Source organism: Pedobacter psychrotolerans (assembly GCF_004340665.1).
GTDB classification, from domain to species: Bacteria; Bacteroidota; Bacteroidia; order Sphingobacteriales; family Sphingobacteriaceae; genus Pedobacter; species Pedobacter psychrotolerans.
The window spans coordinates 271,795-284,922 of sequence record NZ_SLWO01000002.1 but is presented as its reverse complement, the minus strand read 5'-3'; the positions used below and the strand labels follow the sequence as shown (position 1 = coordinate 284,922).

Here is a 13,128-nt window from a genome sequence, read left to right as displayed (position 1 = left end):
CTAAATACCTTTTACCTGAAGGATAATCAATCTTAATCTTTTTCGCAATGTTGCCTCAATTGCTTTGGTCCTTGTGGCCATATAAATGCAGTGGTTTGCTTTTTCCAGCCCATACCTTTATAAAAATCATCTGCCCCGGGTGCTGCACTTAAATTTACAAAATGGTAATTATCTAATTGATTGTTTAAGGTGGTTACTATGTATTTACCCAAACCTTGTCCCTGATAATCTGGGTCTACGACAACATCAGCCAGCATGGCATAATAGCGGCCATCTCCAACTACTCTTCCAAAAGCGATAATTACCTCTTCGTGGTATATAAATAGGGTATGGGTACTTAATTTAAAGGCACTTTCTATTTCTGTTGCCACGCGGTGCTTCCAGTTAATTTTTTGAAATAAATGCAGTACATGTGCCCAGTCTATACTGGCTAAATCGGGATTAATTTGAGTGGGGTATGTTGGGTTAACCATAGTGGTCGTCATGATTTTTTTTAATTAAGCGCGTAAAGTTGAACATTTTTTATGAGCCGTGGGGAACGTAATTTATAAATATGGTTCTACCAGTGTCATGGCCTTTTCAATGGCCTCTGCATATGGCAGATATAAATTTCTTGCGTGTGGGTTAAGTGCATCGGCATCCCATAAGCCGGAGTGGTGCCAGTAATGGAGGTGATCCCAATCTGGCCTATCAATGATGGGGTAGAGGCAAATCCCTTTTAAAGGAATGCCAAGCTTTAAGGTTTTTACACACTCTTTAGCTATCAGTTCAATCCAGTTTGGGCGGTGTTCACCGGGATGGCTGGTTTCTGTTAATACGATTGGTTTACCATAGCGCAGGTAGGCTTCCTCAAATAAAGCGGAAAGCCCTCTCCATCGGGGATCAGGATCAAGATTTGCCCAGGGTAAACCTGAAAAATCACTTGCCACCCATTGATTGTTGTAATAAAAATTAAAACCAAGGTAATCAATAAGTTCGGGCGCGCCACCAAGTTCGGGGCAGATTTTTCCGGTGAGCATGTCGGTTGCCTGGTATTGGAAATCATGATCTTGTTTGGCCTGCATTACCATTTCCATTGTGGCATCCAGCGCGGGTACAATATTTACGATGGGTTCTGTCGTCATAATCCATGCTTCCGGATCAATTTCCTTAATGGCTTTGATGGCTTGAATATAAGCACGAATGAGTGCGTATTTTACATTCCAGCCCATTCCGCGGGCATATGGTGTGGTGCTGGCATGATCGCCACCCAGCCATGATATGAAACCCACTTCATTAATTGGGGTAACAATTAGCTGTTGGCCAGGGCAGTAATTTTTATAGAAAGTGGCAAATGCCGAGCAAACATCTACAAAACGCATCAGGAAATGGGGGTGTAGCGGGCTCAAATCTACCGGGTATCCGAAATGGCAGATATCCCAGATTTGTTGTACACCGGTAGCTCTTGCGGCATCAATCATCAGGGCTACTGTAGAAAAATCATATTCGTATGGTTTGGTTTCTATATGGCTCCAGCGGATGCCTTCTCTTACGGTATAAATACCCATGCCTAACAAACGCTGATAATCTTCTTTTAACTGAGCGATGTGACCCGTTTCGGTTAAAAGGTCTACGCGGTTGCCATAATGGTTGAGCTGATCAGAACATTCATAACCGGCCATCCAAAATGACCGGAAAGGATAAATATCTTTCATTAGCTGGCCAATAGTTTATCGGTTTCAAAAAGGGTCCACAACATTTTTTTCTTCATATCTTCAAAGGTATTATCCCATGATTTATCTTCGAGGAAGGTATCAACCTGTGCCAACCACTCTTCCTGATCAGCTGCGAGTAGTGCCTGTTCAATGGCCATAATAAATTCTTCCGGATCAGAGGCGATATTGACCATTCCTGAAATTCCATAGGGCTTGACTACATCACGGATGGGGGTAGATACCACTCTTTTGCCTGCAGAAAGGTATTCAGGTGTTTTAGTAGGACTGATAAAACGGGTAGACTGGTTGATGGCAAATGGAATGAGGGCTACGTTCCAGCCGGAAAGATATGCTGGCAGTTGCTGATATGTTTTTTGACCGAGGTAATGGATATTATGGGCCTGAGGAAGCTGATCCATGGATACTTTAACTACGGGACCTAATAATACAATTTGCCAATCTGGTCTTTTTAAGGCGAGCTGGCGGATCAGTTCTGCATCAAAACGTTCGTCAATAACACCAAAGAAGCCTAATTTAATTCCAGTTATCGATTCCTGATCTGTAGGTTCAAGTGCGGTTGTCCGTGCGAGGGCAAAGTGTGCCTTATCAATGCTGCTGGGGAAAACATGAATATTGTTGTGGTGTTCTTTTTTCGCTTCGTGAAGGGAATGTCCTCCCGTAAAAACAATGTCGGCCGTTTTAAGTAGCTTTTTTTCCATGGCCAAGAGCGCTGGTGGTGCAAAGTCGAATGCAGATAATTCATCCATACAATCAAATACTGTAAGTGCGGCAGTATAATGATCAGAAAACTGTAGTGCCATGGGTGTGTAGTACCAAAAAATCCAGTTGGCAAGATCTTGTTCGCTAAAAAAATCACTGAGCAGATTGCGCATGGCTGTTTTTTGTTCATCGCCATCCATTCCTGGTTTAAGATGGGGTAATAAAATCACGAGCTGGTCTGTCCGCTGATCAAAAGACAGGTGGTTTATTTCTTCTGCATCAAATACTGGTTCTTCCAGTACAAATACATTAATTTGATCTGAAAACCGGCTCATGAGGTGTTGGGGTCTCTGGAAAACAAAATCCCACCTCAAATGGGAAAAGCATAAAAGGTTTTGTGGCAATAGCTGTTCTGTAATGATCATTTAAATAGTGGATTTAGGTTGAATAGGGGGATTAAAATGAACATTTACGGCCTTTAATGCGGCACCAATAACCTGGTGCATATCATAATATTGGTAGGTGGCTAGCCGACCACCGAAGATCACGTTGTCTTGAGTCTGTCCGAGGGATTTATATTTTGCGAAGAGTTCATTATTTCGCTGATCGTTAATGGGGTAGTAAGCTTCTTTTTCGGGTGTCCAATCTTCCGGAAACTCTTTGGTGACCACCGTTTTTGGCTGGGTGCCGAATTCAAAGTGTTTATGTTCAATGATTCTGGTATAAGGCACTTCACGCTCGGTATAATTAATTACCGCATTTCCCTGATGGTTTTCCTGATCCATTACCTGGTGTTCGAATCTTAAGCTCCGGTATTCTAATCTGCCAAACCTGTAATCATAAAACTGATCGATATGGCCGGTAAATACTACCTGATCAGCGAGGTTGTCCCAGTGATTTCTGTCCTGAAAATAGTCTGTATCCAACCTTACTTCTGAGCCTTCCAATAGTGCATCTGTTAATTTATTATAACCACCTATCGGGATGCCCTGATATTTATCATTGAAATAATTATTATCATAAGTGAAACGGATGGGCAATCTTTTGATAATAAAAGCGGGCAGTTCAGTAGCTGGCCGGCCCCACTGTTTTTCGGTATAGCCCTTAATCAGTTTCTCGAAAATATCGCTTCCAACTAGTGAAAGTGCCTGTTCTTGCAGGTTAGATGGTGCAGTAATTTGTGCCTGGTCTATCTGCGACTGTATCTTTTCTTTTGCTTCTTCTGGAGTTTTTACACCCCATAACTGGTAAAAGGTATTCATGTTGAATGGCAAATTATAAAGCTGACCTTTATAATTTGCCATAGGGCTATTGGTGTATCGGTTAAACTCTACAAAAGAATTTACATAATCCCAAATCTGTTTATCATTGGTGTGAAAAATATGGGCGCCATATTGATGAACGTTTATGCCATCTATATTCTCGCAGAATACATTTCCTCCTGGATGGCTTCTTTTATCAATTAGTAAGCACTTTTTACCACATTTGGTTGCTTCGTGGGCGAAAACTGATCCAAATAATCCGCTTCCAACAATTAAATAGTCATATTCTTTACGCATATGGTCTATCGGTTGACCAGCCTGTGGTATTTAAATTCATCTTATTAAAATTAAGCATCGCCTTAAAATCGTCTTGGTTTGAAAGAGATTGTTTATAACATCAGCATGGTGCTAATATTAGAGATAGGTATGACTGTTTAGATAACCTTTAATTTATGTGTCTGGTTTAGCTAATCTGATCAAAACTACCGTTATGTGTGATTTATCCGTATTTCTACGGTAAATTAATTATAAAGTTATCATCATTGGAAAATTGGGTGAAAAATTGGCGTTTTTTTTATTAAAACTGATGAAGTTCTGCTGCGCTTTGGGCCTTTGAATATCGTAAGTTGAATTCTGTTTTTAAAACTGACGAAGTTCTGCTGCCCTTAGGCCATTAAAACTTCGTAAGTTGGTTTCGTTTTTAAAACTGACGAAGTTTTGCGCCGCTCATGCCTCCGAAACTTCGTCAGTTGGTTGATGTTTTTATTCAAGTTCCTGATGTTTTTTGCCCCATTTTTCAAGTTCCTGAATGATTGGGTTTAATTCATAACCAATGGGTGTAAGCTCATATTCTACTTTAGGTGGCACTTCTGCATATACTTTTCTGGTTAAAATTTTATTTTCTTCCAGTTTCCGAAGTTGCAGGGTAAGCATACGTTCTGTGATATTTGGCAGCAGTCTTTTTAATTCACCAAATCTCAGTTTTCCACTCATTAACCAGGAGCAAATCACTAAAGCCCATTGTCCGCCTATAATATTGGTGGTATAGGCTTCCGGACATTCTGCTGCCAATGCTTTTTTGTTGGCGAAATTGGTTGATGTTTCTTTGATCTTAGACATTACTTACATTTTTTATAGTACATAACAATGGGACGCTAACTACCCTAAATTAGGTTACTTGCTATATGTTTGCAACAGAAAATTTAAAATTTATGAATATGAAAACACTGGTTATTGTGATTCATCCTGATCTTCAAGGTGCTGTAGTTAATAAAAGATGGGTAGAAGAACTGAAGAAATTTCCTGATCAATATGTGATCCACCAATTGCATGAGTGTTATCCTGATGGGGTAATTGATGTAGCTTATGAGCAGCAGCTTGTTGAACAATATGATCAAATTGTATTTCAATTTCCTTACTACTGGTTTAATTGCCCATGGTTATTTAAAAAGTGGTTAGATGAGGTGCTTATTCATGGCTGGGCTTATGGAAGTGAAAGTGGGTATAAAGTTTCCGGTAAAAAAATAGCCCTCGCTATTAGCCTGGGGGTAGATGAGGTTGACTATCAGCCGACAGGGATTTACCACTATCCATTGGCTGACTTACTGCGTCCGTTTGAACTTTCTTTTGAATATGTTAAGGCCAGTTACCTGCCTCCTTTTGCCTATTATGGAATAGAGTACAATTCTTCTGAGGAGTGGATAGAAAAAAGCGTACAACCTTATCTGGATTTTTTAAATGCTTTGTAATTTTATGAGGTGGTTTAAACATGTGTTTTTTACAGTCATGCGCTGGCGTTTATTTTTGATCAATTTTTTTTAAAAAAAGTAAATTTCTTATCACACATCAAGATGAGTCTGGCGAAACATAGCGATTTTAGCTACTTAAACTTAGAATAAAATGTCAAAGATTCTTCATGTAATTTCAAGCCCAAGAGGCGAAGCATCCAATAGTATTAAATTGGCAAATGCAATTATAGATCAGTTAAGAGCACAGGATCCTGCTGCAGTTGTTGCGGTTAAGGATTTAACTAAAGCTCCATTTCCACATCTGGAAGAAGCGCATTTAAATGCATTCTTTACACCGATAGAACATCATACTGAAGAAAATAAAGCGGCTATCAGCCACTCTAATCAGGCCATTCAGGAAATTATGGATGCAGATGTGTTGGTGATCGGTGCACCGATGTACAATTTTAGTATTCCTTCTGTTTTAAAAGCATGGTTTGATCATATTGCTCGTGCCGGGATTACTTTTAAATATGGTGCAAATGGTCCGGAAGGTTTAGTTACTGGAAAAAAAGCATATATCGCTGTTTCCACTGGTGGAATTTATAGCTCTGGTGAGGCTGCTGGTTATGACTTTGTTGCTCCTTATATCAAAGCTTTTTTTGGTTTCATCGGAATTACTGATGTCACTATCGTTAGGGCAGAAGGTTTTGCCATCCCTGGTGTACAGGAAACTGCACTGGATAAAGCAATTGATAGTATTGTTTTGTAGATCAATTCACATCAACCTATAAGGTTTAAAAACCTTATAGGTTACTATTTAATTAAGGCTGTCTCTATATATGAGGTGGCCTTTTTTATGTAAAAGTTCAATTCATCATGTGTATGTAAGTGCCATTTGAATGGTTTATTGCTTAACCCCTTGTTTCTGTTGCTTCAACATATAGACAATCTGTTCCTGCGTAAATAGTGTTGTTTTTATAATTGTTAATTAAAAATAGTGTCTTTTTTCTATTTTTATTTGGTTCATTTCGGTGAAGCTTACATCTGTATGGTTTTTTCCATTCTTCAAACCAATGTGTAGCAGATTTTCAGATTTCTTTTTTTAAGATTAATGATATAATATCGTTCTTACCTTTTGCAAAGATGAATTTATTTTTGAATCCGAATTATTTTGAAGCATTATGATCGTTTTGTCGTTGTCCAAATGCCTTTCTATAAAAGTTGAATATCCTGGCCAACCTCCAGTATGATAGACGATTTTGCCGTATTTTTTAGAATTCCCTATGAACCACCCAAATCCATAATTAGTCTCTTTTCCATCTTTGGTTTTTGCAGAATTAAATATGAGTTCTTTATCTTTAGAATCTATCAATTTATCGGTATAAAGTGCTCTGTCCCATTTTAATAAGTCCTCTGTTGTTGAGTTTACTGTTCCATCACCCACGATTCCATCTAGATAATACGTGTAAAATTCTTTTCCAAAACTATCGGGAAGCACTTTGTGCCCTAAACTATCTGTGACATAACCAAGGGCATAATTTTCTATTTTTTTTGGTTCAAATCTACTTCTATAAATAAAAGTATTTTTCATTTTTAAGGGTTGAAAGATGTTTTCACTCAGAAATTGGCCAAATGTCTTTTTCGATACTTTTTCTATTATCAACCCTAGTAAAGTATAGCCAGTATCGCTGTACTCATATTTTTCGCCTGGTTGAAAAATAACTTTTGGTCTATATTTTGCAAAAATATTTACAATATCTTGATTCGTAGCAAATTTTGTTTTGTCCCACTTATTTTCAAAAATCTCTATATAGTCTGGAAGCCCACCCGTGTGATTCAGTAGGTTTTTTATGCTGATGTTTCCGTAGAAACTTAGTTCAGGAATATACTTTGAAATGTTGTCGTCATAGTTCAGTTTTCCTTGTTTTTCCAACAAAACAATTCCCATAGCAGTAAATTGTTTGGAAACAGATGCCAACTCAAATATTGTCTGGTTATTAATTTTTTGCTCGGTTTTCTCATTAGCGAGGCCATAACTTTTTTCAAATATGATTTTCCCTTTGTCTGCAATCAGCACATTTCCATTGAACATTTTCTGCTTAAAAAGAGAGTTAAATAAACTGTCAAGTTGCTTATTTTGCTTAGATTGACCAAATGTGAGATTAAATGATAACAATCCAATTGTAATTAGTAAAAATGTTCTTCTCATAGTGTGTTCATTAGAATTGCCTGTAACTTATATATATCAGCCATAAACATGCTCCATTGGTAAAAAAGAATGTCTATGAAAACCCTAATCCATAGTATAGCAATAACCTCATGTTTCCATTGCAGTTCAATACAGAAAAAAAGTGAATTAAAGGATCAAAGCATAATTATAAATAAAATTATTGATATAGTATATGTAGATGAAGTTCGACCTAAATCTGTTTTGATCAGTGAGCAATTATTATCAAATTTTGATCAGTATTTAACAAATTTTGAAGGAGAAAAAAAGGACGATTCTTTAACTATATTGATGAATGGAAAATGGAATTATTTAAAGCAGATACAATCACATTCTTATTCAAAAGACTGGAAAAAAATTTCGCTTTCAAAATCTATTAACGGTAAAAAAATGATCAGCGAAAAAAAGAAAGGAGAAGAGATTTGTTTTAGTCTAGTTCAGTTTTCCCCAGATGATACCAGGGCATTTGTAGTTTATAGTAGAACTTCTAATCATATTGCACAATCAACCGTTTTCTTTTTCTTTGAAAAGAAAAATGGTAATTGGACAAATACGGCTCATTACATACCTTTTTTTGATTAACATCTAATACAATGTTTAGTTGGCTGTTTCGAGTATTTGAGACAGCCTTTTTGTTTATATTGCATACTACTTGCGAAGGAGTGGCATCTTAGTATAAATAATTTTGCTGCAGCCTGCTAATTTCATGTCCTTAAAACGGTGGTTTTATGAGATTCTGAAATCTGTTTGGGGCTGAATCATTGTTCTACAACCTCAGTTTCCCAAAAACTTGTACCACAAAACAAAGTTTATTAAATTCACAGAGATACGTTTTAGTGATACAGTAATAAGATTGAATACCCCTTATGTTTTTCAAAAAGTACATTTTTCAAGCTAACTAGCTAGAACCTATATTTGTAATACACATCTAGGATTTTTATTACAGTTAATTAAATCCCATATTTAAACTAAGGGATTGAATGCGTGACGGCTCCATCTTGTCAAATAGATGCCATACATGACAATACTCTACCTGCCACCCTGTTTCATGTAGCATAGTTTGTACTTTAATTTTATGGAAATATTGGTGGAGCTTCTCTTAGAATTCTTATTTAGCCTGCTATCATTAGGAAAATTTTGAAGAAAGAAGAAGTGACTATTGCGCCCCACTGGTTTTTGGTTATGGTTATTTTTGCTATTTAACGGAATTCCCTTACTATCCTTTAAAAACACGCCAATAGCGAGGATCATACTATAACCCATGCTGCCCTATCATCCACTAACCGTATTGGAATTCCCAAATCCATCATCTCTACTAGCTTTTTATTGAATTCATTAGGTTTACGTAATTATTGCATCAAAGCCAAAAGCAGAAATTGCTTCACCTGGCCCTCGATATCGCGCACCTCAGCGGAGAAGAATGTTTCAGCATCTCAATGCAAATCGATAAAAAGATAATCAGCAATGATCGACAGAACTAACCTACATGCTTCGATAATTTTGACAAACATAAAATTGTTAAATTCAATCCTTATATTTTCAGAGTGATGGAGAAAATCTGATTTCTCATCAAGCAATTTAATTCAAGCCTATTTATTTGATTAGTTTCAAAATATTCAAGAATACTTTTTGCAGGAGCGAGCTTTCTTCAGTTACTATTTCCACATCGGCTTGCATACCATTCCTTAGGATAATTTTTCTTGCAGGCTCCTTATTTTCAACATTATCAAAACTAATCTTGGCCATAAAAACACTGTCTTGTACTGCAACTTCTGACACGTAGGTTAATTTTCCTTTGATCATGCCGTATTGCTCATAGGGATAACTTTTCAGCTTAACCAGTGCCCGTTGCCCCAAGCTAATTTTCCCCATGTTGTATTGAGGAATATGTACCACTCCAAAATAATCAGTGTTTCCAGGATTGACAATAAAGACGTCTTGATTGATCATGATATTTTGATTTACCTGGATCATTCCTGAAAAGGTGACTTTACCATCCGATGGTGCCATTAGTATATAATCTTTTATCCATTGGTCACTCTCGCTAATGCACTGTCTCAAAGACTGGTCAAATTTCGCCCGTTCTTCTATTATTGTATGTCTTAAATCAAGTAGTTCTTTTTGCTTCGAGATATAAATGCTTGCATTCGTAAGTATTGAGGTTTCAGCTTGCTGAAGTGGTAGCTTAGCAGATAAATACTTGTTTTCTTGCTGAATGTATTCGCTTCTGGAGATTACCTTATTATTATATAGTTTTCTATATGCCTGGAATTCCTGCTCATCATTAAAGAATTGCTGGGATTGGATCTCTTTCTGTTTGATGATCTGATTCTTAATTTTTTTGATATCAAGCAGATCCCTCTCCAAATATTGAAGCTTACCAAGATAGTATCCATTTTTTTGCGTAGATTGAAATTGGAGGTATTGCTGAAAAAAACTCTGGTAGCTAGTTTGTAATTCCCCTAAATCTAAATTTTCTGGAAGATTAATATTAGAGGCTGATATTGGAAGGTTTAGTCTAATTTTCTTTAATTGCTGATTTAATAACAACACATCTTTATGCTGGGCTGTGCTTTCTATAAAAGCAAGTGGTTGAGATTGTTTCACAAAGTCACCGTTGTTCACGAGGAGCGCTATAAGTTTTCCACTATGACGCGCAAGAACCTGCTTAGGAGCGTTTGAAGAGTTGACGATTAGTTTAGTATTCACCACGTCTGGGTATTTTATCCATGAAGAAAGTACCACAATCCCTACAAGGATAATAAAGAAAACTGTAATTCCCCAACGGAGAATCCAAGGCGGCACGGCAGTGATAATCTCCTCAACGTCTTCGCTGTTACTTTCCTGAAATATGATTTCTTGTGGCATATGTCAAGCTCCTAATTCCAACTGATTTTTAACCAATTCAAAATAATCTCCTCGCTTACTGGTAAGTTCTGCATGCGTACCCTGTTCCGTTATAATACCATTTTTCATCACGATGATATTATCAGCATTCTTAACTGTGCTTAAGCGGTGAGCAACGATCACAACTGTTCTACCTTTAAAAAAAGCTTCTAAATTTTCCATGATGACCTTTTCATTTATAGCGTCCAAAGCATTTGTAGCTTCATCAAAAAATATATATTCGGGATTTTTATATACTGCTCTCGCGATTAGGATTCTTTGCCTTTGTCCTTGGCTGATTCCGTTCCCTTCAGCACCTATTCTGGTATTTAAACCTAAAGGTAGGCTACGGATAAAGTCCGTGATATTAGCAACATGAATGGCTTTCTTTAGTTTTTCCTGATCTGGGTACTCATCACCCACTGCGATGTTTCGGACAATATTATCAGAAAAGATAAAGCCGTCCTGCATCACAACACCACATATACCTCTCCAGAAACGAAAGCTGATTTGGCTAAGATAAGTATGGTCTACTTTTATATCACCATATTGCGGCTCATAAAACCGGAGTAACAATTTAAGAATAGTTGTTTTTCCACTTCCGCTCATTCCCACTATCGCCGTAGTCTTCCCTTCTGGTATAGTCAGATTGATATTTGATAACACAGGGTCATTACCTGCACCTGGATAAGTAAAAGATAAGTCATTTAGTGTAATATCCTTCCCGATCGGAAGTTCGCTCATAAAGGATTTTCCCTCTGGTTCTTCATTTGTAATATCTCTGATTTCATTTAACCTTTCCAGCGATATCTTCGCGTCCTGTAATTGTTGTATGAAATTTAACATTTGTTCAATTGGACTATTTAACTGCCCGATAATGTATTGAACAGCCATCATGGCACCCAAGGTCATTTGACCATCAATCACAGATTTTGCTACCAAGAATGTAATTAACACATTTTTGCTCTCATTGATAAAAAATGTTCCGGCCTGCTGATATTGTCCAAGTGCTAGATTTTTTACATTGAATCTAAACAAACCCGCTTGAATGCTTTCCCAGGCCCAGCGTTTCTGTCTTTCACAATTATTTAGCTTTATCTCCTGCATACCAGAAATAAGCTGTACCAATTCACTTTGATTTTTCGAAGACAAATCAAATTTTTTATAATCAAGATCCCTCCTTTTTTTCAGGAAAAGAACCACCCAGATTCCGTAGAGAATACTGCTGGTGAGAAAAATAAAAAAGATGCTGGTATTGTAATAAGCCAATACGAAACTGAACAAGACAAGGTTGAACATCGAAAAAATAACGTTTAACGTCGATCCTGTCAAAAACGATTCAATCCGATGTTGGTCGCTCATTCTTTGCATAATATCACCAGTCATCTTTGTATCAAAGAAGCTCATCGGGAGCTTCATGAGTTTAATCAGAAAGTCAGTCAGAATAGATATATTCACCCTGGTACTGATATGCAGCAGAATCCATGATCGGATAAAATCAACACTCATTCTTCCGATAATCAACATCGTTTGTGCGATAAGGATGATATATATGAAGTTCAGGTTTCGTGTATTAATCCCTACGTCGACAATTGACTGCGTAAGAAAAGGCAACATTAATTGCAAAATAGCGCCCACCCCCAAACCCAGCAAAAGCTGAACAAATAATTTCTTATATGGATAAAAATAAATTAAGAGGTAACTGATCCCAATCTTTTTGGGTTTATCATCTTCTCTGTGGTAAAACTCTGGTGACGGAGACATCAAGAGTACAATACCATGGTCAACCGAATTATTATGGCCCACTACCCAGCACTTGGAAAATTCTTCCTCTGAATAGTTAATTAGTCCTTTAGCTGGGTCAGCTATATAGAAAATATTTGCGTTTTTGCTATTTTTAGAACTGCTCGCCTTGGTTTTATAGAGCACAACAAAGTGAGATTGATTCCAGAATAAAATCGCGGGAAGCTCACACTCCTTTAATTTTTTTAAGGATATCCTCACCCCGTTTGTCCTAAAGCCAATTGATTCGGCAGCTTCACTAAGACCAAGTAAAGAAACGCCTTCTCGATTTATCGAAGTGATGCTACGTAGTTTCTCTAAATTGTAGGTTTTCCCATAAGCTTTGGCTACCATTTTGAGACAGGTAGGCCCACAGTCCATCTGATCCAACTGCTGGTAAAAATGAAACTTCCGCATTTATGCCAATATATAGTGAAGTGTTTGAGTATGATGATTTAGCTTAAGAGGGTTCGAGGAACTGGAAACTTCACTTTGTTGTCGAAATTTTAGGAATATGCGTTTAATTGCATTGGGAATACCTTTGAAAGTAACATTTTTTGTAACCTCGTCTAAACAAATCATTAGTCCTGTCCATTTCTTAAAAAACTCATCTTTCCCAAGGTGCTCAATTTCTTCGCCATCAATCAAAAATTGACCTGAATTGAAATTTTGAACCAACATCAGGTATTCCCTATCATTTTCCTTACAATGGGTAATAAAAGGGTATAGATGGTCTAATTGAAAGGTTGTTTTCTCAACAACCAGAATGGTATTGGAAATGTTGACATCATTTAAATAATCTGTTACGGTCATACTGGGATAATGAG

General features: G+C 37.2%; 12 protein-coding genes. 3 read left to right on the top strand and 9 right to left on the bottom strand.

Annotated elements, in window-relative coordinates:
• Positions 1 to 32 precede the first annotated feature (32 nt).
• From EV200_RS05010 to EV200_RS04990, 5 genes are all read right to left on the bottom strand, one after another.
• On the bottom strand, positions 33 to 485 hold the full coding sequence (locus EV200_RS05010) for a GNAT family N-acetyltransferase (protein ID WP_132529831.1): 453 nt from the start codon (positions 483 to 485) through the stop codon (positions 33 to 35).
• Between the two features lie 60 nt (positions 486 to 545).
• Entirely contained in the window at positions 546 to 1,694 is a 1,149-nt protein-coding gene (locus tag EV200_RS05005; protein ID WP_132529829.1) for an amine oxidase, read from the bottom strand.
• Positions 1,694 to 2,749 carry a glycosyltransferase gene (locus EV200_RS05000; RefSeq protein ID WP_208864506.1) on the bottom strand — a complete coding sequence of 352 codons (1,056 nt, stop codon included), beginning with the start codon at positions 2,747 to 2,749 and terminating at the stop codon, positions 1,694 to 1,696. Before EV200_RS05000 ends, EV200_RS05005 begins: the two co-directional genes overlap by 1 nt.
• A 90-nt stretch (positions 2,750 to 2,839) precedes the next feature.
• Positions 2,840 to 3,973: a UDP-galactopyranose mutase gene (gene glf, locus EV200_RS04995; RefSeq protein ID WP_132529827.1), complete on the bottom strand. Its 1,134-nt coding sequence runs from the start codon at positions 3,971 to 3,973 to the stop codon at positions 2,840 to 2,842.
• 465 nt (positions 3,974 to 4,438) lie between these two features.
• Complete coding sequence (locus tag EV200_RS04990; protein WP_132529825.1) at positions 4,439 to 4,795, bottom strand: winged helix-turn-helix transcriptional regulator; 357 nt, start codon at positions 4,793 to 4,795, stop codon at positions 4,439 to 4,441.
• Positions 4,796 to 4,893: 98 nt separating this feature from the next.
• Here EV200_RS04990 and EV200_RS04985 point away from each other — a divergent pair, with 98 nt between their 5' ends.
• Both EV200_RS04985 and EV200_RS04980 read left to right on the top strand, forming a co-directional pair.
• On the top strand, positions 4,894 to 5,424 hold the full coding sequence (locus EV200_RS04985; RefSeq protein ID WP_132529824.1) for an NAD(P)H-dependent oxidoreductase: 531 nt from the start codon (positions 4,894 to 4,896) through the stop codon (positions 5,422 to 5,424).
• A 151-nt stretch (positions 5,425 to 5,575) separates the two neighbouring features.
• Positions 5,576 to 6,175, top strand: a complete 600-nt coding sequence (locus EV200_RS04980; RefSeq protein WP_132529823.1) for an FMN-dependent NADH-azoreductase — start codon at positions 5,576 to 5,578, stop codon at positions 6,173 to 6,175.
• A gap of 339 nt (positions 6,176 to 6,514) precedes the next feature.
• Here the strand turns inward: EV200_RS04980 and EV200_RS04975 are convergent, their stop codons facing one another.
• Complete coding sequence (locus EV200_RS04975) at positions 6,515 to 7,615, bottom strand: serine hydrolase domain-containing protein (RefSeq protein ID WP_132529822.1); 1,101 nt, start codon at positions 7,613 to 7,615, stop codon at positions 6,515 to 6,517.
• A 75-nt stretch (positions 7,616 to 7,690) separates the two neighbouring features.
• Here EV200_RS04975 and EV200_RS04970 point away from each other — a divergent pair, with 75 nt between their 5' ends.
• Positions 7,691 to 8,215: a hypothetical protein gene (locus EV200_RS04970; RefSeq protein ID WP_132529821.1), complete on the top strand. Its 525-nt coding sequence runs from the start codon at positions 7,691 to 7,693 to the stop codon at positions 8,213 to 8,215.
• Between the two features lie 1,011 nt (positions 8,216 to 9,226).
• On the opposite strand, the gene EV200_RS04965 is transcribed toward EV200_RS04970, so the two are convergent.
• From EV200_RS04965 to EV200_RS04955, 3 genes are read right to left on the bottom strand one after another with little or no spacing between them, the layout of a single operon-like run.
• A complete protein-coding gene (locus tag EV200_RS04965; RefSeq protein WP_132529819.1) occupies positions 9,227 to 10,501 on the bottom strand; it encodes an HlyD family secretion protein in 1,275 nt (424 codons plus the stop codon).
• A gap of 3 nt (positions 10,502 to 10,504) precedes the next feature.
• On the bottom strand, positions 10,505 to 12,718 hold the full coding sequence (locus EV200_RS04960; RefSeq protein ID WP_132529817.1) for a peptidase domain-containing ABC transporter: 2,214 nt from the start codon (positions 12,716 to 12,718) through the stop codon (positions 10,505 to 10,507).
• The gene (locus tag EV200_RS04955; RefSeq protein WP_132529815.1) at positions 12,719 to 13,114 is read right to left on the bottom strand and encodes a hypothetical protein; all 396 of its coding nucleotides are present in this window, start codon (positions 13,112 to 13,114) and stop codon (positions 12,719 to 12,721) included. It lies immediately after the preceding gene.
• Positions 13,115 to 13,128 lie beyond the last annotated feature (14 nt).